Annotated in this window: 22 protein-coding genes and 1 pseudogene; 18 read left to right on the forward strand and 5 right to left on the reverse strand. The window is 57.2% G+C overall.

Translation table 11 applies throughout. The features are described 5' to 3' along the window. Positions 1–11 precede the first annotated feature (11 nt). Positions 12–1,373 carry a glycoside-pentoside-hexuronide (GPH):cation symporter gene (locus tag IBT46_RS21165; RefSeq protein ID WP_200547296.1) on the reverse strand — a complete coding sequence of 454 codons (1,362 nt, stop codon included), beginning with the start codon at positions 1,371–1,373 and terminating at the stop codon, positions 12–14. 313 nt (positions 1,374–1,686) lie between these two features. Between IBT46_RS21165 and IBT46_RS21170 the strand changes: the two genes are divergently transcribed. Both IBT46_RS21170 and IBT46_RS21175 read left to right on the forward strand, forming a co-directional pair. Beyond that, positions 1,687–1,950, forward strand: coding sequence for a CopG family ribbon-helix-helix protein (locus IBT46_RS21170; RefSeq protein WP_200547297.1), 264 nt, complete (start codon positions 1,687–1,689; stop codon positions 1,948–1,950). A gap of 6 nt (positions 1,951–1,956) precedes the next feature. Beyond that, positions 1,957–2,235, forward strand: a complete 279-nt coding sequence (locus IBT46_RS21175) for a type II toxin-antitoxin system RelE/ParE family toxin (protein ID WP_200547298.1) — start codon at positions 1,957–1,959, stop codon at positions 2,233–2,235. Positions 2,236–2,334: 99 nt separating this feature from the next. On the opposite strand, the gene IBT46_RS21180 is transcribed toward IBT46_RS21175, so the two are convergent. Then, the gene (locus IBT46_RS21180) at positions 2,335–3,828 is read right to left on the reverse strand and encodes a CoA-acylating methylmalonate-semialdehyde dehydrogenase (protein WP_200547299.1); all 1,494 of its coding nucleotides are present in this window, start codon (positions 3,826–3,828) and stop codon (positions 2,335–2,337) included. Positions 3,829–3,838: 10 nt separating this feature from the next. Next, on the reverse strand, positions 3,839–5,170 hold the full coding sequence (locus tag IBT46_RS21185) for an aspartate aminotransferase family protein (RefSeq protein ID WP_200547300.1): 1,332 nt from the start codon (positions 5,168–5,170) through the stop codon (positions 3,839–3,841). Between the two features lie 99 nt (positions 5,171–5,269). Here IBT46_RS21185 and IBT46_RS21190 point away from each other — a divergent pair, with 99 nt between their 5' ends. The 14 genes and pseudogenes from IBT46_RS21190 (at position 5,270) to IBT46_RS27765 (ending at position 20,894) form a co-directional block, all read left to right on the forward strand. Next, complete coding sequence (locus IBT46_RS21190) at positions 5,270–6,172, forward strand: LysR family transcriptional regulator (RefSeq protein ID WP_200547301.1); 903 nt, start codon at positions 5,270–5,272, stop codon at positions 6,170–6,172. A gap of 214 nt (positions 6,173–6,386) precedes the next feature. Beyond that, on the forward strand, positions 6,387–7,220 hold the full coding sequence (locus tag IBT46_RS21195; RefSeq protein ID WP_200547302.1) for an ABC transporter substrate-binding protein: 834 nt from the start codon (positions 6,387–6,389) through the stop codon (positions 7,218–7,220). A 63-nt stretch (positions 7,221–7,283) separates the two neighbouring features. Next, complete coding sequence (locus tag IBT46_RS21200; protein ID WP_200547303.1) at positions 7,284–8,120, forward strand: amino acid ABC transporter ATP-binding protein; 837 nt, start codon at positions 7,284–7,286, stop codon at positions 8,118–8,120. A gap of 11 nt (positions 8,121–8,131) precedes the next feature. Further along, positions 8,132–8,803, forward strand: coding sequence for an amino acid ABC transporter permease (locus IBT46_RS21205; protein WP_200547304.1), 672 nt, complete (start codon positions 8,132–8,134; stop codon positions 8,801–8,803). A gap of 7 nt (positions 8,804–8,810) precedes the next feature. Next, positions 8,811–9,479, forward strand: coding sequence for an amino acid ABC transporter permease (locus tag IBT46_RS21210; RefSeq protein WP_234480227.1), 669 nt, complete (start codon positions 8,811–8,813; stop codon positions 9,477–9,479). Positions 9,480–9,500: 21 nt separating this feature from the next. After that, positions 9,501–10,379: a dihydrodipicolinate synthase family protein gene (locus tag IBT46_RS21215; protein ID WP_200547305.1), complete on the forward strand. Its 879-nt coding sequence runs from the start codon at positions 9,501–9,503 to the stop codon at positions 10,377–10,379. Between the two features lie 64 nt (positions 10,380–10,443). Continuing rightward, positions 10,444–11,718 (forward strand): FAD-binding oxidoreductase, encoded by a 1,275-nt coding sequence (locus IBT46_RS21220; RefSeq protein WP_200547306.1) that lies wholly within the window; start codon positions 10,444–10,446, stop codon positions 11,716–11,718. After that, positions 11,715–13,196 (forward strand): aldehyde dehydrogenase family protein, encoded by a 1,482-nt coding sequence (locus tag IBT46_RS21225; RefSeq protein ID WP_200547307.1) that lies wholly within the window; start codon positions 11,715–11,717, stop codon positions 13,194–13,196. The genes IBT46_RS21220 and IBT46_RS21225 overlap by 4 nt, the downstream gene beginning before the upstream one ends. An 11-nt stretch (positions 13,197–13,207) precedes the next feature. Beyond that, complete coding sequence (locus IBT46_RS21230; protein ID WP_200547308.1) at positions 13,208–14,233, forward strand: proline racemase family protein; 1,026 nt, start codon at positions 13,208–13,210, stop codon at positions 14,231–14,233. A 42-nt stretch (positions 14,234–14,275) separates the two neighbouring features. Next, positions 14,276–14,983, forward strand: coding sequence for a GntR family transcriptional regulator (locus IBT46_RS21235; RefSeq protein WP_200547309.1), 708 nt, complete (start codon positions 14,276–14,278; stop codon positions 14,981–14,983). 109 nt (positions 14,984–15,092) lie between these two features. Next, the gene (locus IBT46_RS21240; protein WP_200547310.1) at positions 15,093–15,848 is read left to right on the forward strand and encodes an SDR family NAD(P)-dependent oxidoreductase; all 756 of its coding nucleotides are present in this window, start codon (positions 15,093–15,095) and stop codon (positions 15,846–15,848) included. Between the two features lie 11 nt (positions 15,849–15,859). Then, entirely contained in the window at positions 15,860–16,615 is a 756-nt protein-coding gene (locus IBT46_RS21245; RefSeq protein WP_234480228.1) for an SDR family NAD(P)-dependent oxidoreductase, read from the forward strand. Between the two features lie 328 nt (positions 16,616–16,943). Continuing rightward, positions 16,944–19,325, forward strand: a complete 2,382-nt coding sequence (locus IBT46_RS21250; RefSeq protein WP_200547311.1) for a membrane-bound PQQ-dependent dehydrogenase, glucose/quinate/shikimate family — start codon at positions 16,944–16,946, stop codon at positions 19,323–19,325. 367 nt (positions 19,326–19,692) lie between these two features. Continuing rightward, a pseudogene (locus IBT46_RS27765) lies at positions 19,693–20,894 on the forward strand (MFS transporter). Between the two features lie 66 nt (positions 20,895–20,960). On the opposite strand, the gene IBT46_RS21260 reads toward IBT46_RS27765, so the two are convergent. Then, positions 20,961–21,395 (reverse strand): DoxX family protein, encoded by a 435-nt coding sequence (locus IBT46_RS21260; RefSeq protein WP_200547312.1) that lies wholly within the window; start codon positions 21,393–21,395, stop codon positions 20,961–20,963. A gap of 383 nt (positions 21,396–21,778) precedes the next feature. Between IBT46_RS21260 and IBT46_RS21265 the strand changes: the two genes are divergently transcribed. After that, positions 21,779–22,855 carry a nitronate monooxygenase family protein gene (locus IBT46_RS21265; RefSeq protein WP_200547313.1) on the forward strand — a complete coding sequence of 359 codons (1,077 nt, stop codon included), beginning with the start codon at positions 21,779–21,781 and terminating at the stop codon, positions 22,853–22,855. 79 nt (positions 22,856–22,934) lie between these two features. On the opposite strand, the gene IBT46_RS21270 is transcribed toward IBT46_RS21265, so the two are convergent. Further along, positions 22,935–23,864 carry a DMT family transporter gene (locus tag IBT46_RS21270; RefSeq protein ID WP_200547314.1) on the reverse strand — a complete coding sequence of 310 codons (930 nt, stop codon included), beginning with the start codon at positions 23,862–23,864 and terminating at the stop codon, positions 22,935–22,937. Between the two features lie 132 nt (positions 23,865–23,996). Between IBT46_RS21270 and IBT46_RS21275 the strand changes: the two genes are divergently transcribed. After that, on the forward strand, positions 23,997–24,485 hold the full coding sequence (locus tag IBT46_RS21275) for an Lrp/AsnC family transcriptional regulator (RefSeq protein WP_200547315.1): 489 nt from the start codon (positions 23,997–23,999) through the stop codon (positions 24,483–24,485). The last annotated feature ends 38 nt before the right edge of the window (positions 24,486–24,523 follow it).

Raw genomic sequence — 24,523 nt, forward strand, 5'->3', positions numbered from 1 at the left:
GGTTCCTCTGCTTAGTGAATGCCGGGCTGGTGTGGCTGTGATACAGGGGCCTGCGCCGCCTGACTGTCATCCAGATTAAAGAACATCAACAGCACCACGCTGATGCCGTGGAAAATGGCGGGTACGCCGGCGATCAGGAAGATAATGCCTTTCAAAATCTCCGGAGTGATGGCAACGCCGGCGTGATAGCCGCTCATGCTTAAAATAAAGCCCACCAGGCCACCGGCGATGGCCAGGCCGATTTTCATCGTGAACAGGGTGCCTGCGGCGATAAAGCCGGACATCTTCAGGCCGCTTTTACGTTCACAGTAGTCCGCGCATTCCGACGGCAGCGCCCAGGCGGTGATCGCACCGATTTCAGCGAGCAGGACAGAGACTACCAGTAAGGCCACCGCCAGCCAGATGTTATCCGGGCTGACAAAGAACAGCGCCAGTGCGGCGATGCAGCCTCCTGCCTGGGCCAGCTTCAGCGTGCCCAGTGCACTGACTTTCTTACGTTTAATCAGCTGCAGGGCGATCATCGGCGCAATAATACCGGCGATAGCGGTGGCCGAAAGCAGCCCGGAAACGAAACCGTCGCTGCGGCCAAGGAAGTACTTCACAAAGTAAATCGTTGCGCTGCCCTTAATCACGAAGGCGATTGAGCTGGTGATTTTGAAGATGTAAAAAATCACCACCGGGCGGGCAGACAGCGAGATGCGCAACTGCTGCTTAAATGAAACGTTTGACGCCAGCGATGCCGGTTTCACTCGTTCTTTGGTGCCGAAGAAACAGCTCAACATCATGGCGGTAGCCAGCACGGCAATCATGCTCATTGCCACCATGTAGGCCTGCGCTTCATTATCCTTGCCGTACCAGGCAACGAACATCGGCACCGTCACCGAACAGATCAGGAAAGACATCTTCGCCAGCGGGAAGCGCCAGGCATTGGCAGCCAGTCGTTCCTGTGGATCGCTGGTCAGCGCCGACAGCAGCGCGACATAAGGCACCACGGTGGAGGCGTACATCAGGATCAGGAACAGGTAGGTGGCATAGGCATACACCAGTTTCCCCGTCGGGGAAAAATCGGGTGCCAGGAACACCAGCAGGCAGGAGAGGCCATAGGGCACGGCCAGCCACAGCAGCCACGGGCGGTAGTGCCCGTGCCGGGTTTGCAGCCGATCCGCCACGTTGCCGATAAACGGATCGTAAAACGCATCCACCAGGCGCGCGATAACAAACAGCAGGCCCATCGCCGCTGCCGAAATGCCTAAAACATCGGTGTAAAAATAGGGTAGAAACATCATCGTCATGCCGAGGAAAATATTTGCTGACGAATCTCCCAGACCAAAACAGATTTTTTCCCGTACGGACAGCTTGTGAACCGGTTCCATTTTTACTCCTGAATATATATTCAATTAGGATTATATATTCTATTCTGCGGGATACCGGTAACAGACTGCCAGGGGACAAAGTGGATTCTGGAAGAGGAGTCACATTATTTTTTAGTCAGTAAGATGGTTTTGACAATGAAAGTGTCATTAGTATTATGATATTTAATGATTTATTTTACAAAAATAAATGTTATTGGTGAGTAGTATTTTGAGTGAAGGATGCTGCCTGATAACAAGCTGACGCTAATTAAAAATGAAGGGACGTGAGAATGAAGTGTTACCATGTAGATACAGTGTAACGACGAGGTGCATAATGACACAGGCAACCCTGAATTTAAGAATTGATGCAGAACTAAAGGCCGCCTTTCTTGAAGCCGCTAAAGCGATGGACCGTAATGGATCGCAGCTGATACGAGATTTCATGCGAGAAACGGTGCAGCGGCAGCATGATGAATGGTTTCGTCAACAGGTTCAGGCGGGAATTGAACAGGCCGATCGCGGTGACGTTTTCTCCGCGGAATTAGTTGAGGCAGCAGCAGCTGAATGGCGTAAGCAGGCAACAAAGAAACTGGGCTGACAAACAATGGAAATCACATGGACGCGGTTGGCCAGTCAGGACAGACAGAGAATTCGCGAATATATCGCGGAAGAAAATCTCTTTGCCGCGCTAGAACTGGATAAGCAGATCGGGAATAAGGCGGCAAGTTTAGCCGCCCATCCACTTAAAGCACGTATCGGACGCGTGGAAGGGACGAGGGAACTGGTTATCCATTCTCACTTTATTTTGATTTATCGCCTCAGGGAAAGTCAGAAAAAGATTGAGATACTTCGCGTGTTACATACCGCGCAACAATGGCCTTGATGCCAACAGTTCCTTCGAGAGCATCATCAGGCAGGCGGCCGCAAGTCCGGCCGCCTGAGGGTTGTAAAGTTGGTCATGCAGAAACCGCCGGGCCGTCAATTAATGGCTGGGGAACGCAAACTGGGAAGCTTCCTGCGCTTTCTGTTTTGGCCATCGCTGGGTGATAGTTTTGCGGCGGGTATAGAAGCGCACGCCGTCCGGGCCGTAGGCGTGCAGATCGCCAAACAGCGAGCGCTTCCAGCCGCCGAAGCTGTGGAACGCCACCGGAACCGGCAGCGGTACGTTGACGCCAACCATGCCGACTTCAATCTCAGTGCTGAAGTGTCGGGCGGCTTCACCGTCGCGGGTAAAGATGCAGGTGCCGTTACCGTACTCATGCGCGTTGATCAGTTCGATTGCCTGTTCCACTGAATCGACCCGCACCACGCACAGCACCGGGCCAAAAATTTCTTCTTTATAGATGCGCATATCCGGCGTGACGCGGTCAAACAGGCAGCCGCCGATAAAGTAGCCCTCTTCGTGACCTGGTACCCTCAGCGAGCGGCCATCCACCACCAGCTCCGCGCCGGATGCCACGCCGTCATTAATGTAGCCGGTGACTTTGTCCCTGTGTGCGGCGGTGACCAGCGGCCCCATATCCAGCCCGCATTCGGTTCCTGCGCCGATTTTCAGCGCGGTGATTTCCGGAGTCAGGCGGGCAATCAGCGCGTCGGCCACCGCATCGCCCACGCAGACCGCCACCGAAATCGCCATGCAGCGCTCGCCGCAGGAGCCGTAAGCTGCGCCCATCAACGCACTGACCGTATTATCCAGATCCGCATCCGGCATCACCACCGCATGGTTTTTTGCGCCGCCCAGCGCCTGCACGCGCTTGCCGCGCTTCGTCCCTTCGCTGTAGATGTACTCGGCAATCGGCGTGGAACCGACAAAGCTGATCGCCTTCACATCCGGGCTTTCAATCAGCGCATCCACTGCTTCTTTGTCGCCGTTGACCACGTTAAGCACGCCCGCAGGCAGGCCAGCCTGCTGAAACAGCGAGGCGATCAGCAGCGTGGAACTGGGATCGCGCTCGGAAGGTTTCAGCACAAAGGTATTGCCGCAGGCGATAGCCAGCGGATACATCCACAGCGGCACCATCGCCGGGAAGTTAAACGGCGTGATGCCCGCCACTACGCCGACGGGGTGAAAGTCGCTCCAGGAGTCGATCCCAGGCCCGGCATTTCGGCTGTATTCTCCCTTCAGTAGTTCAGGGGCGGCGCTGGCATATTCCACATTTTCGATACCGCGCTTCAGTTCGCCTGCCGCATCCTCCCGGGTTTTACCGTGCTCCTCGCTAATCAGCTGGACGATCGCTTCCTGGTGTTCCTCAAGCAGCTGCTTAAAGCGGAACAGCACCTGAGCGCGCTTCGCCGGAGGCAGATTGCGCCACGCGGGAAGCGCGGCTTTGGCGGCGGCAATCGCTTCCTGGACCGTGGCGGCGCTGGCCAGTTCAACCTGGCGGATGGGGTTGCCGGTAGCCGGATTGAATACCGGGGTGGTGCGGCCATCGGGCTGGCGACGCTCACCGTTAATCAGATGGGTGATTACAGTCATGACATTTCCCTCAGTTAATGTGGTGCAGGGCTTCGCCCACGGCATCAAAAAGACGATCCAGCTCTGCAGGCTCGGTGTTAAACATCGGGCCAAACTGCAGCGTATCGCCACCAAAACGCACGTAAAAACCGGCTTTCCACAGCGCCATACCGGCATCAAACGGCCTGATGGCGGCGTCGCCGTCGCGCGGTGCCAGCTGAATCGCCCCTACCAGGCCGCAGTTACGGATATCGATCACGTTAGGCGCAGTGCGCAGGGCATGCAGCGTGCGTTCAAAGTGCGGGGCCAGCTCTGCCGACCGGGCGATCAGCTGCTCGTTTTCCAGCAGATCCAGCGTGGCCAGCCCGGCGGCGCAGGCCACCGGATGCGCGGAATAGGTGTAGCCGTGCGCGAACTCCACCGCATGCTCGGGGAGCGGCTGCGACATAAAGGTGTGATAGATCTCGCTGCTGGCCACCACGCCGCCCAGCGGGATCGCGCCGTTGGTCACCTGCTTGGCGAAGTTGAGCATATCCGGGGTGACGCCAAAGTATTCGGCACCGCTCCAGCGCCCCATGCGACCAAAGCCGGTGATCACTTCATCAAAGATCAGCAGGATATTATGCTGGGTACAGATCTCACGCAGGCGCTGCAGATAGCCGCGAGGCGGAATAATCGCCCCGGCGGAACCGGAAAGCGGCTCAACGATCAGCGCGGCGATATTGGATGCATCGTGCAGCTCAATCAGCTTCAGCATCTCATTAGCCAGCTCCACGCCGCCGGTTTCCGCCATGCCCGCCGTGAAGGGCAGGTCGGTTTGCAGCGTATGCGGGATATGGTCAACATCCATAAACTGGCCGAACATTTTACGGTTGCCGCCAATGCCGCCCAGGCTGGTGCCGGCAATATTCACGCCGTGATAGCCACGCGCGCGGCCAATCAGTTTGGTTTTCGACGGCTGGCCTTTGGCGCGCCAGTAGGCCCGGGCCATTTTCACGGCGGTATCGGCGGATTCAGAACCCGAACCGGTAAAGAACACGTGATTCAGATCGCCGGGCATACGCTGGGCGATTTTATCTGCCAGTTGGAACGACAGCGGATGGCCATACTGGAAGCCCGGCGAGTAGTCCAGGGTGCCAAGTTGTTTGCTAACCGCGTTCTGGATCTCGCTGCGGGTATGGCCAGCGCCGCAGGTCCACAGCCCGGACAGGCTGTCAAAAATCTGGCGGCCTTTATCATCCGTCAGCCAGCGCCCCTCTGCCGAAACGATAAAGCGCGGATCGCGATGGAAGTTACGGTTGGCGCTGAACGGCATCCAGTGCGCCTGCAGGTTAAGTGATGCGGTATTAACGGCTTCAGACATGATTTTTCCTCCTGACGGGTGTAGGAAGAGTTTGCATTTAAGTATCAGTTAAGTTAAATGCCTATTAATGCATCTTTAGTTATGGAATAACTTACCTATATGAAAAGCAAATCTCTCGCCCAGGTTACGGACTTTGACCTCAAGCTACTGCGAATATTCAAAACCGTCTGCGAATGCGGCAGCTTTTCTGCCGCTGAAAGTCTGCTGGGTATTACGCGCTCTGCGATCAGCCTGCATATGAGCGATCTGGAAAAGCGCCTCGGCATGCGTTTGTGCCAGCGCGGGCGCGCCGGGTTTGCCCTGACCGATGAGGGGCGCGAAATTCTGCGCCACAGCGACAGCATGATGGCGGCCATTGAAGGGTTCCGTCAGCAGGTGAACCAGATGCACAAGCAGCTACGCGGTGAGTTTAACATCGGCATTATCAATAACCTGGTGACCCAGCCGAAGATGAAAATCACCCGTGCGCTGGATTCCCTGCGGGAGATCGGGCCGGATATTCGTCTGAATATCAGCATGAGCACGGCCGCGGAGATAGAGCGCGGGCTGATGGACGGCCGTCTGCATATCGGTGCTCTGCCGCTGACATCTCCCGTTTCCGGGCTGGATTATTCTCATCTTTATGATGAAAAATCAGAGCTTTACTGTAGCAGTACGCATCCGCTTTTCAGCGGGGACAGCGATCCGGGGGACGATCTTCTGGCGCAGTATGATGCGATTGCGCCGAGCTTTCGTATGACGGCTGAAACCATCGGTCTGCACCAGATGCTGAACTGCACTGCCACCGCCTCCGACCGCGAAGGCATTGCGTTTCTGATCCTCACCGGGCGCTTTATTGGCTACCTGCCCGATCACTTTGCCGCGCAGTGGGTGGAGAAAAAGTTAATGCGTGCCGTTGCGCCATCGCGGCTGAACTTCAGCAGTAAAATTGCCATCGTCACCCGAAAAGGGCGCCGGCCTAATGCCATTCTTGAACGATTCCTCCAGGCGCTCGATCTGTAACCCGCTCGTCATCCCCGCTTTTATGAAGCCGATCACACGCGAGTGGCGATCGGCGTCAAACTTTGATCATAAGTAAACCGTATTAGTTGACTTTGTTAATTTCGTGCTTCTATTCTCTCATTCAGTGATGCATACAAAATTGCATACATGAATGAAGAAATAAGCACCACCTAACTGTTCCTGTTCGCAACATCAACGTTTGGACGAGGTCTTTATGGTCAGTGTTCGTTTATCACATCTCAAAAAGTTTTCCTGTTGTCTGGCGCTGGGCAGTGTTCTGCTGGCGTCCTCTCTCCCCGCTTCGGCGGCCGTCGGTTTCTGGCAGAGCATTCAGCAAAAGGGCGTCCTGCGCTGCGGCGCGGCAACGGCGGCACCCTATGTGATGCGTGATGCTAAAACCGGCCAGTACAGCGGCTATTTTGCTGAACTTTGCCGCGATTTTGGTGAAAACGTCTTAAAAGTGAAGGTGCAGTTTGTCGATGCCAACTGGGACACGCTGGTGGCCGGGCTGCAAAGCGACAAGTGGGATATGGCGCTGGGCTTAAATCAGACCCCGGAGCGCGCGCTGGCGGTCGCGTTCTCGGCACCGGCGCAGGACTATCAGGTCTCTTTCCTGATTAATAAGCAGAACCCCAAAATGGAAGGGGTGACCAACAAATTAGCGGATCTCGACAAACCCGGCGTGACCTTTGCGGTGATGTCCGGCACCTCGCAGGATAAAGCGGTCACCGCCGCGATTAAGAAAGGCACGATTATGCGCCTGCCCGGCAATGATGAAACCCGCCTGGCGCTGATGGCCCGCCGCGCCGACGTGCTGGTGGATGCCAGCGATACCAACCACCTGTTCGCGCTGGCTAACCCGGAATGGGCGAAAGAGATCCTGCCGGTTCCGGCGCTGGCGAAGCAGGGCGTTTCCTTCGGGCTGCCGCGCTCCATCACCGAAGCGGACCGGGACGTGATCGATATCTACCTGACCCAGCGCCGTGCCACCGGCGAGATCGACCAGCTGGTCAATAAAGCCTCGATGGAAGCCAACGCCGCAAAATAAGGCGTGATGAATTTCTGACACTTAATTAACCGTGTGCATTCCGCACGCAGCGGAGGAATGAGTATGAATGCCTCAAGTAATTTGGCGGCCGCACCCACGCGCCTGCAAGATAACCGACCTGTATTTCTCAATGAATTTAATAAAGGCGAATTTATTCAGCTGGAAAAAGTGAATAAAGCCTATGGCGAATTAGTGGTGATGGATAATTTTGATCTCACCATGAGAAGCGACGATCGTCTGGTTATTATCGGGCCGAGTGGAAGTGGTAAAAGTTCTCTGCTGCGTGTGTTAATGGGACTGGAAGGTATTCAGGGCGGGACGATCAATTTCTATAAGCAGCACTATATCGTCGGTGATAAGGCCAAAAAAGCAAAAATCGTTGATGCGAATATTCAGAAAAAAATCGGCATGGTTTTCCAGCACTACACGCTGTTCCCGCATCTGTCCATTTTGAGCAATCTGATCCTGGCACCGATGAAAGTCCACGGGCTGGAGAAAAAAGTGGCGGTGGAAAAAGCGCGGGCGCTGCTGGCCCGCTTTGGGCTGGAAAGCAAGATCGGCGCTTATCCCAGCCAGCTGTCCGGCGGCCAGAAGCAGCGCGTAGCCATTGCCCGTGCGCTGATGCTGGAACCGGAACTGATGCTGTTTGATGAAGTGACTTCGGCACTCGACCCGGAAATGGTCACCGAAGTGCAGAGCGTGATGATGCAGCTGGCCGATCAAAAAATGGCGATGATTATTGTCACCCACGATATGCATTTTGCGCGGAATATCGCTTCCCGGGTGGTGTTCTGCGCTAACGGGAAAATTGTTGAGCAGGGCCACCCTGATTCGCTATTTACCTGTCCGAAAGAAAAACGCACTCGTGAGTTTCTGGAAAAAGTCCTGCATCAGGATTAATGAGGTTAATTATGAACTATCAGTTTGACTTTCATTTCCTGCAGGGAAATCTGGGGGCGCTGTGGGACGGATTAAAAGTCACACTCGAACTGGCGCTGGTGGCAAATATATTCGGCCTTGTTTTGGGTTTTATTTTATGCCTGATGGCGATGAGCCCGCGGGCGATATTACGCTGGCCGACGAAATTATTTATTGAGTTTTTCCGCTGCACGCCGGTATTGCTGCAAATCGTCTGGTTTTATTACTGCGTGCCGATCATGTTCAACCTGTTTATTGACCCGATCTATATGGGTTATCTGGCGCTGGGGCTGAATCTGGCGGCGTTTAATGCCGAAGCTTATCGTGCCGGGGTACAGGCAGTGCCGCACGAGCATCACGATGCGGGGATTGCGCTGGGCCTGAATCGCTTCCAGCAGACGGTGTACGTGGTGCTGCCGCAGGCGATACGCAATGCGCTGCCGGTACTGATGACCAACGGCATCTCGATCCTGCAGCAGAGCGCGCTGGTGGCGATTGTTGCCATCTCCGATCTGATGTACGTCGGCCGAAATATCGCCACCGAAAGCTACCGCCCGCTGGAAACCTACTCGTTGATTGCGCTGATTTACTTCGCGCTATCGCTGCCGATTTCCCAGCTGGTTGCCTGGGTTGAACGCCGCCAGGATGCGGCCACAGAACGCTGAGGCTCAGATGATGACACTCGATTTCACCCAGGTCTTTTCCTACTGGCAGGTGCTGTTACAGGGCCTGGGCCTGACGCTGGCCTTTACGCTGAGCTGCGCGGTAATCGGCAGCCTGACGGGCTTTATTGTCAGCCTGCTGCGCCTGTCGCCGTTCCGGCCGCTGCGCTGGCTGGTGACGCTGTACGTGGAGTTCTTTCGCGGCACGCCGCTGCTGATCCAGCTGTTCTGGGTGTTTTTCTGCTTCCCGGTGGTATTCCAGCTCAATATCGCCCCGTGGCTGTGCGTCACCCTGTCGCTGGTGCTGTATATGGCAGCGATCACCAGCGAAACCTTTCGCGGCTCGCTGAAATCCATCGCCGGGGAACAGCATGATGCCTGCGTGGCACTGAGCCTGACGCCAACGGCCAAAATTCTTTACGTCATTTTCCCCCAGGCGCTGCTGCGCGCCGTGCCCACGCTGTTGTCGAACGTGGTTGCACTGTTTAAAGAGAGCGCGCTGATCTCGTCGGTCGGCGTGGCGGATCTGATGTTCGTGGGGCAAAGCATTTCCAACAGTACCGCGCGCCCGGTGGAGTTCCTCTCGGCCGTGGCGGTGATCTATTTCGTTGTGGCATTCCCCTTAACGCGCCTGGTGGGCGTGGTCGAGTCGCGTTTGTTACGGCGTTACGCCCTTTAACTGTCCACAGGAGAAGTAACGATGAAACTACAAGGTATTTTACCGGCCCTGGTCACCCCTTTTGATGCCGCAGGCGCGGTCGATCACCAGCAGCTGGCCGATATTCTGGAGTATCAGCTGAAGGCGGGCGTGAACGGCTTTGTGCCGCTCGGCTCCACCGGCGAATATTATGCCCTGACCAACGAGGAACGCCGTCAGGTGCTGAAAACGGTAAAAACGGTGGTGGGGGATCGCGGCACGCTGATCGCCGGAGCGAACGGTTCCTGTACCCGCGAAGTGCTGGAACAGGTGCGGCAGACCGTTGAGGCGGGCTATCACAACCTGCTGATTGCCCCGCCGTACTACGCGCTGCCTTCTCAGGAGGAGCTGGTCGGCCACTATCAGGCGATTCTTGATGAATTCAGTGACATCAATGTGGTTCTGTATAACTATCCGGTGCGCACCAACGTTGAGGTCGGCTTCAGCGTGCTGGAAGCGTTTAAAGATCATCCACGCGTGGTCGGAATTAAAGAAAGCAGCGGCAGCGTGCTGCGTGCGGTCGAAATTGGTCACCGCTATAAAGAGCAGTATCAGCTCTCCTGCGGCTCCGACGATGTAGCGTTTGATTTCTTTATGTGGGGTGCCAGCAGCTGGATTTGCGGACCGGCCAACTGCTTCCCGGATCAGATCGTCGACTTCTATCGTAAATTCAGCAGCGGCGATTTACGCGGTGCGCAGGATGTTATGCGTACGCTGTTCCCGGTGATGGCCAGCATGGAAGAGGGCAAGTTTATCCAGAAGGTGAAATACGGCTGCGAGCTGGCTGGGTTTAAGGCGGGTAATGCCAGAATGCCGCTACAGCCGTTAACCCCGGAAGAGAAGGCGGCATTCCGCCAGGTATTTGAAGCATCTCAGCGCTAATCACAATTGAGGTTTCGGCTGGCGGGCCAGAGCGTGCGCGCCAGCCGGTTAACGAGTGGCAACTATGTCAAAACAGCAGATTACACAAAAGTCGGTGGTGATTGGTGGCGGTATTGTGGGCGTCTGTTGTGCGCTCTGGCTGCAAAAAGAAGGACATCAGGTCTGGCTGATCGACCCGGCTGCACCCGGCGACAGCACCGCCAAATGGAGCTGCGGGCAGATGGCGGTGAGTGAAGTGATCCCGCTTTCTAAACCGGGTATTTTAAAACGTATTCCTGGCTGGCTGCTGGATCAGACCGGGCCGCTGGCGCTGCGCCCGGCGGCGCTACCGGCCATGCTGCCCTGGTTTCTGCGCTTTGTTGCCAACGCGCGCCACAGCCGCATCGACGCCATTGCCCATGCGATGGCTACGCTCACCCATCAGGTTTACCCAGATTTTGCCACGCTGCTGGCGATGTGCCCGGACAAAACGCTGCTGGGGCAGCGCCCGGTCATTGAAGTGTTTGATTCACCGCGCGGCCTGGCGGCGGAAGCTGAACACCTGCGCCTGCGCGAGCAGCTTGGCTTTAAGGCCGAGACGCTGGATGCCGCGGCGATTGCCGATCTGGAACCTGCGCTGGCGGGGAAATTCTCGCACGGCGTGCTGTTCCCGGACTGGTGCGCCGTCAGCGATACCAAAGGCTTTATTGCCGCGCTGACCGACGCGTTTGTGCGCCAGGGCGGCGCGCGTGTAGACACCGAAGCGCAGTCAATCAACGAAGCGAACGGTCTGGCCTGCGGCGTGACGCTGAACGATGGCCGCCAGCTGCCCGCCGATAACGTGGTGGTGGCTGCCGGCACCGGCTCGCGGCGCTTCTTCGACCAGCTGGGCGTGTGCGTGCCGCTGACCGGCATTTCCGGCTATCAGGCGCTGCTGCCGCAGCCCGAGGTCGAGTTTCACCATTCGGTGATTTATGCCGACGGCGGTTTCTGCTTCACGCCGATGACCCGTGGTTTGCAGATCGGCGGCACCATTGAATTTGCCGGTGCCGATGCGAAACCGAACTTCCAGCGCGCCGAGATTATCCTGCAGAAGGCCCGCAGGCTGCTGCCGCAGCTCAATGTGGCCGATAAAGAATTCGGCGTCGGCCACCGACCTTTCCTGCCGGACACCAAACCGATCATTGACCGTTCGCGCCGTCTGACCAACGTGTTGATGGCCTTTGGCCACGGCCAGCTCGGGCTGACGCTGGGCGCAACAACCGGACGGCTGATTGCCGATCTGGCTGCCCTTCGCGTACCCGCTCAGGATCTTACCCCTTTCAGTGCCTATCGCTTTATGTCAGGAGACCGTTCATGACCTTTACGAACCAGCTTTTTATTAACGGCCAGTGGGTTGCCCCGGTGCGCGGCGGCAGCTTTGATACGATTGACCCGGCGAATGAAACCGCCATTGCGCAGGTTGCCGCTGCCACTGCTGAAGATGTGGATCGGGCGGTACAGGCCGCGCGCAACGCTTTCGACCACGGCGGCTGGCCGGAACTGAGCGGCAAAGCGCGCGCCGGGTATCTGCGCCGCATCGCCAGCCTGATCCGCGACCGGCAGCAGACGCTGGCCGAACTGGAAGTGCGCGACAACGGCAAACCGCTGCCTGAAGCACTGTGGGATATCGGCGATACCGCCTACTGTTTTGATTTTTATGCCGATCTGGCCGAGCAGCTGGATGCGCAGCAGGAAAAGGCGGTGGGGCTTTCTGACGAGCGCTTCAGCTCCGTGGCGCGCAAAGAGCCGGTCGGCGTCTGTGGGGCGATTATCCCCTGGAACTTCCCGATGCTGATGGCGGCGTGGAAAGTGGCCCCGGCGCTGGCCGCGGGCTGCACGGTAGTACTGAAGCCCTCCGAGGTCACGCCGCTGACCGCACTCCAGCTGGCGGATATCGCCCGTGAGGCCGAGCTGCCGCCGGGCGTGCTCAATGTGATCACCGGCTTCGGGGCTGATGCCGGCTCGCCGTTAACCGAACATCCCGATGTCGATAAGCTGGCCTTCACCGGCAGCGTCCCGACCGGGCGAAAAATCATGCAGGCCGCCGCCGCAGAGATTAAAAACGTCAGCCTGGAGCTGGGGGGGAAGTCGGCGTTTATTATCTTTGATGACAGCGATATTGAAAAAGCGGTGGAGTGGATACTGTTCGGCATCTTCTGGAATAAAGGGGAAGTCTGCTCGGCCACGTCGCGGGTGCTGGTGCAGCGCAACCTGTATGATGCGCTGCTGGCTCGTCTGGTGGAGGAAGCGGAGCGCATCCGCATCGGCAACGGAATGGCCGACGGCGTACTGCTAGGACCGCTGGTCAATGCTGCGCAGTATGAAAAAGTGCAGACGGCGATCGCCCGGGGAATAGAACAGGGGGCGACCCTGCTCAGCGGCGGGAAGAGACCGAACGGCCACGACAAAGGCTATTTCCTGCAGCCGACGATTTTCACCGACGTGTCGGAAGAGAGTGACATCTGGCGCGAGGAAATTTTCGGCCCGGTGGTCTGCGTGCGCGCCTTCGATGACGAAGCCGAAGCCGTGGCCTCCGCTAACCGTTCTCGCTTTGGCCTGGCCGCGGCGGTGATGTCGTCGGATCTGGCGCGTGCCGAACGCGTAGCCCGCAGACTGCGCGCCGGGATTGTGTGGATTAACTGTTCGCAGCCCACCTTCACCGAAGCGCCGTGGGGCGGCTATAAGCAGAGCGGCATCGGCCGCGAGCTGGGCGAGTGGGGCCTGAACAACTATCTGGAAACCAAGCAGATCACCCGTTACGACAGCGACGAGCCGTGGGGCTGGTACATTAAATAAGAGATAACGCCATGCGCTGGAAAAAAACATTACAGCTGATTGATGTGCACTGTGAAGGGGAGATCGGCAAGGTGATCACCTCGGGAGTGATTGATATTCCCGGTGCCACCATGCTTGATAAAATGAACTACATCAACGAGGTGGACGACAGTCTGCGTCGCCTGGTCATGCTGGAACCGCGCGGCTGCCTGCAAATGTCGGTGAACCTGCTGCTGCCGCCGACGGTGCCGGGCGCACATGCGGGGTTCATTGTCTTGCAGGCCGATAAGGCGCATCCAATGTCCGGCAGCAACTGCATCTGCGTGGTTACCGCACTGCTGGAAACCGGGATGATCGCCATGCAGGAACCGGAAACCACCGTGGTGCTGGATACCCCCGCCGGGCTGGTGACGGCGGTAGCGGCCTGTTCCGACGGGCGCTGCGTGAGCGTGTCGCTGGATATGGTGCCTGCCTTTGTTGAACATCTGGACCGGGAGTTTGATATTCCTGGTTTTGGTAAGATCGCCGCCGATATTGCCTTTGGCGGCGTCTATTATGCGCTGATTGACGTTGAGCAGATCGGCCTGACGATTTCACCGGACAATGCCCGCGAGCTGGCAACCCACGGCGTGGCGTTTTGCCAGGCAATCAACCAGCAGATCCAGGTTCGCCATCCGCTGCTGCCGTTAATTAACGACGTGGCCTATGTGATGTTCCGCCAGCGTGAGGAAAGCAAAATCTGGCGTACCTGCACCACGCTGCCGCCGGGGCGGGTGGATCGTTCGCCCTGCGGCACGGGCAGTTCTGCTAACCTGTCTGTACTGGATGCGCGCGGTGAAGTGGAAGTGGGCGATCGCCTGACCTCGCGTTCAACGATTAACGGTGAGTTTCGCGTAGAGCTGCGCGGGCGTACTCAGGTCGGCGATAAACTGGCGGTACTGCCGCGCGTCACCGGGCGGGCCTGGGTGTACGGCATTCAGCAGTTAGGCGTTGATCCTGACGACCCGCTTGCGGCGGGCTTTATGCTCAGCGATACCTGGGGACCGGCATTATCCTGAGGCCGTTTTTGTATTAATTGACTCTCAGTCAGGGAAAGAGCCATGAAACCAAACGATAAAGAAGAAGGCACCGGCCGCCGACACGGCGGGCGCTATATTTATGAAGAGCTGCGTCGGCAGATCCTGACGCTACAGTTGAAGCACGGCGAACAGCTGGACGAGATTTCGCTGGCGAACACATTTGGTTTGTCTCGCTCCCCGGTGCGCGATGCGATGGCGCGTCTGGTGAGTGAAGGACTGGTGACGATTCTGCCGAACCGTACCGCCATCGTGACGCCGTTTGAAATTGAGGAATTTCCGAACTACATCACCGCACTGGATCTGATCCAGCGGGCGGTGACGCGGCTGGCGGCGAAGCACCGCAGCGAAGCCGATCTGCTTAAAATCGAAGCGGCAAACGCCGAGTATATGGAAAAGGTTTACCAGGGCGACTTCAGTGCGATGACGGAGAAGAACAAAGCTTTTCATCTTGCCATCGCCGCCGCTGGTCGCAATAACTACCTGGCGACCTACTACGATAAGCTACTTTCCGAAGGCCAGCGCATCCAGCATCTGCAGTTTGATTTTATGACCAGTCAGGATGCGCCGCAGAAGCTGGGCCGCGATCACGATGAGCTGATCGCGGTGATCCGTGCCGGAGATGCCGACGCGGCCGATAAAGCCGCTCATGAACATACCATGCTTTTCCAGAACCGTTTTCTGACCTTTATGCAGCGCAATCTGCTGAAGGATATGGACATTAACGCCTGATCCCCCCGGTTTTAAACCCTCCGCCGCGCGTAAAAAGTGCGGCGGGCGGGGAGCGTTTGGCTTTTTTCCGGCAACGGGCAGTGCACAACAGCGATACGAGGAGAGAAAAATGCAGCGTTTTATCAATAAGAACGTCATCGTCACCGGCGGCGCAGGCGGTATCGGCGAGGCTATCTGCCGCCGTTTTGCCTCGGAAGGTGCGCAGGTGTGGATCGTTGACAGCAACGCGAAACTGGCCACGGCGCTGGCGGAGAGTATTCGTGAGCAGGGTGGAAGGGCGCAGTGGCGGGCGGTGGACCTGGCCAGCGCGGCAGAAATCACGGCGTTTGTCGCCGACGTGAAATCGCAGGAATCCCGCATTGATGTGCTGATCAATAACGCCGGGATCAACCGCCGTGGTCCGCTGCTGGAACTGAGCGAAGAGGACTGGCACAGCACCTTTACGGTAAATCTGGATGCGCTGTTTCATATGTGCCGCGCGGTGCTGCCGCAGATGATCGCGCAGGGCGGCGGGGCGATTGTCAACACCGCCTCGCAGTGGGGGCTGCATCCCGCGCCGGGACATATTGCCTACAACACCTCCAAGGCCGCCGTGGCCGCCTTTACCCTCAATCTGGCACGTGATTACGCCGCCGATAAGGTGCGGGTCAACGCCGTGTGCCCCGGCGAAGTGCGAACCCCGATGCTGGAAAGCAATCTGGCGCGCAGCGGGCGGACGCTGGACGACTTAAACGCGCTGGTGCCGTTTGGCCGCATCGGCGAACCGGAAGAAATTGCCGCTACCATGGCTTTTCTGGCCTCGGATGAAGCGCCGTATCTTTGCGGTGCACTGATTGAAATCACTGGCGCGCAGGCCGTGGCATAACTCCTGGAGGAATGATGACTTCACTTAGCGGAAAAACAGTACTGGTCACGGGCGCTACCAAGGGGATTGGTCGCGAAATTGTTAAATCGCTGCACGCTGAGGGGGCTTCGGTGATCGGCCACTATGGTCACGATGAACGCAGTGCGGTGGCGCTGCTTGCGGAGTATCCCCGACGACTGCAACTCGTTCAGCAGGATTTGTCACAGCCGCAGGCTGCGGCGTCGCTCTGGCAAAAGGCGCTCCGCTGCGCTGACAGAATAGACGTGCTGGTGAACAACGCCGGTATTTATGTTGCGTCGCCGCTTGAGGATGCCGAAGCCTGGCAGGCGGGATGGCAGGTCAATTTACAGGTAAATCTGCAGGCTCCCGCCGATCTGTGTCGGCTGGCAATCGGCCACTTTAGCCCGCAGGGCGGCGGGATAGTGATTAATATGGCCAGCCGATCTTCGCATCGCGGCGACGGGCCGGAACATCTGGCCTACGGTGCGGCTAAGGGCGGACTGCTGGCGCTGACCAAAGGGATCGCCCGCGGCTACGGTCATCAGAACGTGCTGGCCTATGCGCTGGCGCCGGGCTGGGTGCGCACGGCGATGGCGGAGGATCATATCGCCAGCGTCGGCGAAGCCGCGGTCACGGCGAACCTTCCGCTGCGTGAAGTCACGCCGCCTTCCGACGTGGCGGCGATGATCGCCTTCCTCGCCAGTGGCCGCTGCCGCCACGCCACCGGATCGACCATCGATATCACCGGCGCGGATTACGTTCGCTAATCTGCCATCGCTGTAATTTTCATCTCTCATGACAAACCTGCATCCCGCTGAGGGGATGCAGGGTGTGATCTGAATCACAAATCAAACCTTAGTGTCGCGAATTTAAATTTATGTAAAGCAGCTTGATTGACTTTGTTAATCACGAGGTTCTATGCTTTGCGTCGCATTGTGTGCAAGTTTGTACACAATTAAATTTCCAGCCTGACAATCAGCAATCCCGTGAGTGGATGAAACGATTATCCCTTTTAACACAGTGTGTTAAGAGACGGGCTGGTATTGCCTGAAGCAAAGTGAGTTATCCAACTATTCATTCTTTGGAACTAAATTTATGGATGTAAACAACCCGGGGAAACTCGGCAAACTATGGCTGAAGCTGGTGGCGGCGGTGACCGCGCTGGCCGGTATTTACTTTCTGGCGGGCGGGGCCTGGCTGGCCGGGATCGGTGGAAGCTGGTACTTCCTGATCGCCGGTATCCTGCTGCTGGGCAGCGGGGTGCTGATGTTCCGCCGTCGGCTGGCCGGTGCGGTACTGTTTGGCATTACCCTGGTTTACACGGCGGTCTGGGCGCTGTGGGACGTGGGCCTGCAGTTCTGGCCGCTGTTCTCACGCGTTTTTGCCCCGGCGGCGGGCGCGGTACTGATCGCCTTTACCGTGCCGTTGCTCACTCGCCGTGTCGGTATCCGGCGCGGGGCATTTGTTTCCGGTTGCGTGCTGCTGGTGGCGGTGATCGCCGCCTTTATCAGCTCGTTCCAGCCGAAAGGTATTATTCGCAACACCGATGAAGCGGTGGTCAGTAAAGCACTCCCGGAAACGGACCCGCACGCCTCGCAGGCCGACTGGCCCGCCTGGTCCGGCGATAACAAAGGTTCGCGCTTCTCTTCGCTGAGCGATATCACGCCGGCAAACGTCAAAGACCTGAAAGTGGCCTGGACGGCTCACACCGGCGAAGCGGTGATCCCCGATAAGGGCGATGCAGAAGACCAGAACACCCCGCTGCAGATTGGCGACAGTCTGTATGTCTGTACGGCGTATACCTCGCTGATTTCCTACGATATCGACAGCGGTAAGGAAAAATGGCGCTACAAGGCCGGACTGGGGAACTCCACCTATCAGCGCTGCCGTGGTATCGGCTACTTTGATGCCACGACAGCGAAGAATGTCGCCGAGCCGGGGAGCGCGATCGATGCTTCCGTCAGCCCGCAGCGCCTGTTCTTCCCTACCGGCGATGGCCGTCTGGTCGCTATTGACGCGCACACCGGTAAGCCGGCAGCCAACTTTGGTAACAACGGCGTTGTCGATCTGAAAATCGGCATGGGCGAGGTGAAACCGGGTTACTACCAGCAGTCTTCTTCCCCACTGGTGGCCGGAAACCTGGTGATTGTCGGCGGCCGCGTGGTCGATAACTTCGAAACCAACGAGCCACCGGGCGTGGTCCGCGCCTATAACGCCGTGACCGGCGATCTGGTGTGGGCCTGGGACCCGGGCAATCCGAACGTCACCCGCGAGCCGCTGTCGCCGGAAGGCTATACGCGCGGTACGCCGAACGTCTGGGTTGGCATGTCGTACGACGCCGATCTGGGGCTGGTCTATCTGCCAACCGGTAACGCCACACCGGACTTTTATGCCGGAGAGCGTACCGAGGCCGATGACAAATACGGTTCTTCTATTGTTGCGGTGAAAGTGTCCACCGGGCGTCCGGCCTGGTCGTTCCAGACCGTGCATCACGACGTGTGGGACTTCGACGTGACCGGTACCCCGGTGCTGTACGACGTGAAAAACGATGACGGCACGGTGACACCGGTGCTGGCGGAAACGTCGAAGACCGGGATGATCTACCTGCTGGATCGCCGTAACGGTAAGCCTGTCGCACCGATCGAAGAAAAGCCGGTGCCGCAGGGCAACGTGCCGGGCGAACGCTATTCGCCGACGCAGCCGTATTCCACCGGCATGCCGGGAATTGGTAATGAAACGCTGACCGAATCGGATATGTGGGGTGCCACGCCGTTTGACCAGCTGATGTGCCGCATCCGCTTCAAGTCCAGCCGCTACGACGGCATCTTCACCCCGCCGGGGCTGGATACTGCATTACAGTATCCGGGATCGCTGGGTGGCCTGAACTGGGGCGGCGCGTCCGTTGACCCGACGACCGACCTGCTTTACGTCAACGATCTGCGTCTGGGCCTGTACCACTATCTGGTCCCGGCGAAGGATATTCCAGCCGGGCTGGGCAGCAGTGAAGGAATGGGGATCGTCGTGCAGAAGGGGCTGCCTTACGGCTCCATGCGTCAGCGTCTGATGTCACCGCTCGGCGTGCCGTGCCAGGCACCGCCGTTCGGTACGCTGTCGGCGATTAACCTGAAAACCCACAAGCTGGTGTGGCAGGTTCCGGTGGGCACCGTGCAGGATACCGGGCCGTTAGGTATTCCGGTGGGTCTGCAAATGCCGCTGGGGATGCCGACACTCGGCCCGACGCTGACCACGCGTTCCGGCCTGCTGTTCTTTGCGGGTACTCAGGACTTTTACCTGCGGGCGTTTAACAGCCACAACGGTGAGGAAATCTGGAAGTCGCGCCTGCCGGTGGGCAGCCAGAGCGGCCCGATTACCTACCGTTCAGCGAAAACTGGCAAGCAGTACGTGGTGATCTTTGCCGGGGGTTCGCCGCACTCCAGCGAGCGCGGTGATGACATTATCGCCTACAGCCTGCCTTAACGGCTAAAGCGGCGGCAGAGGTTGCCGCTTTCTGGGGGCCACGGGATGACCGTGGCCCCTTTTAATCTGAATAATAGCTTGCCCTAATCTAACCAGGTGGACAGGCTGCTAACTCTGCTAACTCTGCTAACTCTGCTAACTCTGCTAACTCTGCTAACTCTGCTTTCGAGGTTAAGCATTTTTTCTGCTAAAGATTTGCGGAGTTATTTTTTTCGTTCAAAACTCCATCACCCGTCACCTTTTTAACTTGTTTCCAATCTTTAACATCTGCTAAAAAGGGTCTGCCAGGACGGCATTTGATTAATGGCAAACTCAATTCTCCTGCGTTAGAACAATAACGTATTAAAACTATTTAACTGGTATAAAAATGAATAATACTGCGGCCGTTGCGCGGCCAAAAACCTGGATGAGCGTGCTGCTTGTTCTGGGATTAACGCATTTACTTAACGATCTTATTCAGTCTCTGATCCCTGCCGTATACCCGATTCTGAGAGAAAAATATCAGCTCGACTTTGTGCAGATCGGTATTATCACCCTGACCTTCCAGATTGCCGGATCGCTCCTGCAGCCAGTGGTGGGTGCAATTACCGACCGTCGTCCTTATCCTTATTCCACCGTGCTCGGCATGATGTTTACCCTGGCCGGGCTGGTCGGGCTGGCGTATGCGCCAAGCTATCATCTCATTCTGCTCTCTGCTGCCAGCATCGGTATTGGTTCATCTATTTTCCACCCTGAAGCCACACGCATGGCACGCTACGCGTCCGGCGGCAGGCAGGGGCTGGCGCAGGGGATCTTCCAGGTCGGCGGCCAGGCCGGTGGTGCAATGGGGCCGCTGTTTGCGGCGCTGATTATCGTGCAGCGCGGGCAGGAAAGCCTGGCGTGGTTTGCGGTGCTGGCGCTGTTCGCCGTGGCGCTGATGATCTGGACCGCAGGACGCCACGATGCGATGAAGCACAGCTTTATCCAGTCGGTAAAACCAAAGCAAAAAGCGGGCACAAATCCCAAACCTATCCGCCTGCGGTAGTGGCAACCGGGCTGATCGTGCTGACCCTGCTGATGTTTTCCAAGAACGCCTATAACGAAAGCTTCCGCTCGTTTTACACCTTCTACCTGATGGACCATTTTGGTGCCTCGATCACCACATCCCAGTTTATGCTGTTTCTGTTCCTGGCCGCTTCGGCGGTAGGTGCGCTGCTGGGGGGAATTTTAGGCGACCGCATTGGCCGCTATAAAATCATCTGGATCTCCATCCTTGGCCCGCTGCCGCTGACGCTGATGCTGCCGTACGCGGATTTCCACTGGACGGTGGTGCTGACGATTCTGATCAACCTGATTATGGCCAGTGCCTTTGCCGCCATTCTGATTTACGCCATGGAACTGGCGCCGAATCGTATCGGTCTGGTCGGTGGGTTGTTCTACGGGCTGAACTTTGGCCTGGGCGGCATTGCCGCTGCCGTGCTGGGCGCGCTGGCGGATAAAACCGGCATTGAGAATGTCTACTGGCTGTGTTCGTTCCTGCCGCTGGCGGGGCTGCTGGCGTGGTTCCTGCCGAAGATTGAAAACGCGTAAATCAGCATTTAGCGGGTGCGAAAATGATATCGGGCAGCCTTTGTGTTATGCAGGCTGCCCGTATTTTTAGCGCCAGTTGGGATTGGCTATCACGGAGTATTTACCGCTGCCGAGGAACAGTAAGATAACCGACAGCATCACGTAGAAGACCAGGTCTTCTATTGCCCACGCACCGGTTTCACTCAGCGCCAGCGTATTATCAACGTCCACCAGCCACCAGGCGACGATCATCGTACCAATGATGGTCAGCGCCGAGGGGCGGCAGAGGATACCCAGAATAATGAGTATCGGTGCAACCACTTCACCCAGATAAACGCCGTAGCCAACAAAGGCAGGAACGCCATGTTCGGCGAGGGTATTTAAAATAAAGCTGATACCACTGTGGACCTTGTGCCAGCCGTGAAACAATAATAATACCCCTAAGGTGATCCTTAACAGCAGGGCGGCCAGATCTTTATTGTTCAGGCGGTTGTTAATGTTGGCGAGGATATGTTCAATCATGATTCAGCTCCGGTTTTTATAATTCAACTATAACGGCTAATGCTGTTGTCAATGAGATATCCACCCTGAAAGCGGTTAATGGCATCCACTCCATTAATACCTGGCGACAGAGTTATTACAGAAGGTAAAAGAGAATCGTTTCTGGTAATTAAATTAGTTTAAATTCTTACTCTGTACAATGAGATTTTAAATTCTTTTTTAAAATAGAAAAAATAAACCAACTAATAACAATTGAATTACACATGGTTTATTTTTAATTACCCATTGTGCATCTTTTTATTCTCATTGCGTCATGATTGACGGGACCGAATGCCGAAATCGATCTTATACTGATGGCTACCGTTTTTATGGACCCGTTCCGCAACGCTGTGCAGGATGACCGAATGAATAATCTGCTCTGTAAACGTCTCAACCTCCGTTTTCCGCTGATTCAGGCCCCGATGGCCGGAGTCTCTACACCCGAACTGGCCGCCGCCGTCAGCAATGCGGGCGCGCTGGGATCGATCGGTGTAGGGGCGTCAACGCCGCAGCAGGCGGAGGCGATGATAAGGCAGTCGCTGTCCCTGACTAGCGGCCCGCTTAACGTGAATGTCTTTTGCCATGCTCCGGCGCAGCGTGACCCGCAGCAGGAAAGCGCGTGGATTGCGCGTTTTGGTGAGCGCTTCAGCGGGTTTGATGCGGCTCCTCCGGGAGAACTGTCAGAGATCTATCAGACCTTCTGCGGCAATGACGCAATGCTGGAAGTGCTGCTCAACACCCGCCCGGCCGCCGTCAGCTTCCACTTCGGCCTGCCTTCAGAGGACGTTATCCGGCGGCTGAAATTGCAGGACATCGTGACCCTGGCGACGGCGACCAGCCCGGAAGAAGCGCGGGTGATTGAAGAGGCGGGCGTCGATTTTATCGTCGCGCAGGGCATTGAAGCCGGGGGCCACCGGGGTATTTTTGACCCGCAGGCGGAAGATCGGCAGCTCAGTACCCTGACGCTGGTACAGGCGATACGTCGTGTATCGCGGCTGCCGGTGATTGCCGCTGGCGGCATTATGGACGGTGCGGGGATCGCAGCAATGATGAAGCTGGGTGTGGCGGGCGTGCAGCTGGGAACAGCCTTTGTGCTCTGCCCGGAATCGGCGGCGAATGCGGCTTACCGCCGGCTGATGAAGAGCGAACAGGCCGCCAGCACGGTGATGACAGCGGCGATTTCCGGACGGCCTGCGCGCTGCATTACCAATGACTTTTGCCGCATGACGCAGGATATTCCCGCGCAGACGATCCCGGCCTATCCGCTGACCTATGCCCTTGGCAAAGCGCTGGCTGCGGCGGCCAGCGCAAAAGGCGATCACGGCTACGGCGCGCAGTGGGCGGGACAGGGTGCGTCGCTTGCCCGCGAACTGCCCACCACAGAGCTGGTCAAGGTGCTGATCGCCGAGTGGCAGGCCGCCGATGATTTGACGGCAGAGTGATGTCAGTGAGAGCGAAGGGGAGATGTGGCGGATTTAACGGGGTGAGAAACAGAGGCCCGTCAGGGCCTCTCAGATAAAATTATTTTTTCACGGCGGCAAAGGTCGTGAGCATCACACCTGAGAATATCAGTAGCAGACCGGCGATATACAGCGATGACAGCGTATTGTGCAGAAACACCACGGCGGCCACGGCCCCGATCAGCGGTACGCCGAGGGTGACATTGGACATGGTAAACACGCTGACCCGACGGCCATGTTCGGATGAAATCACAAAGCACAGTGACGTGGCTACCGGACCAATAAACAGCAGCAGCCACAGCAGGTTGGCACTGAATTCAATTGTTGCCGGTGAGCCTTCCACGTTCCAGGCGATCATTGCCAACGGAACCGCGGCCAGCAGCATCTGCCATGGGGCCAGCGACAGCGGCGATGAAGCCCAGCGGTGATGGCGAACGTGCACAATCACCAGCGACCAGGATATTGCGCCGATAATCAGCAGCGCAGCACCCATTAGTACCTCAGGGTTATCCCACTGCATTTCCCACGGCGAACAGATCAATCCGATGCCTGCCATGCCGGTCAGCAGCGCAACGAGCTGGAGTTTAGACGGTGCCTGCTTCAGTAACAGCCACGATGTGAGTATCCCCCACAGCGGCGTGGTATATGCCAGCAGCACCGCGTGGCTGGTGTCGGTGTGGCGCATGGCGATCATTCCCAGCCCGGTGAACACCATCATCTGCATAATTCCCACCGAGGCAACGATAGGCAGATCCTGATGCGAGGGGAGTCTGAGCTGGCCGCGCAGCGCCACGAAGGCAAACAGGCAGATACCCGCCGATCCGAAACGGATCGCAGCCAGCCACAGTGGCGGCGTTACGTTCAGTGCCAGCTTGGTTGCGGGCCAGCTCAATCCCCACAGCACGACCATCAGCAGCAGCCATAGCAGGGTAGATCGCCCGGCGTAGCGGGCTGCGTTTTGTTTAAGGGATTCTGACGTGATAACGCTCATCGGGGTTCCTGATAAATCAGCATGATTTCGATAATGCTATGCCGCTTTATCAGGTAAATCCGTGCTATTTTGTTCTTGCTTTGCTGATTAAAAGAAAAAATCTACGCTTAAATTCACTATTACAGGAAAACTATGCCGAAACAGAAGCCGCAGCTGGATGAAGTCAGTCTGAAAATCCTCGATATCCTGCAAAAACAGGCCGATATCAGTAATGCCGAACTGGCCGATCGGGTCGGGCTTTCAGTGTCTCCCTGCTGGCGTCGGGTGACGGAAATGCGTGAAAAGGGGGTGATCCGTGGATCGGTGATGCTGGTAGATCCGGAAAGTCTCGGGCTTGAGGTGAATGTTTTTGTTCACGTAACCCTGAAGCAGCAGGACAAACAGTCGCTGGAGGAGTTCACCGACACCGTCAGCAACCGCCCTGAAGTGATGGAGTGCTATCTGATGACCGGGGAAGCGGACTATCTGCTGCGGGTAGTGGTGGAAAATCTGAAGAAGTATCAGGTGTTTATTCAGGAGTGTCTGACGCAGATTCGCAGCGTGGCAAGCATTCGCTCCAGCTTTGCCCTAAGCCAGGTGAAATACACCACGGCGCTGCCGACTCAGCATCTGCTGCGGTAATGATGGGGCAGATGCGAGCGGTTTATGCCGGCCGTATT

It is taken from the genome of Erwinia sp. S38, assembly GCF_016624545.1.
Lineage (GTDB): Bacteria > Pseudomonadota > Gammaproteobacteria > Enterobacterales > Enterobacteriaceae > Erwinia > Erwinia coffeiphila.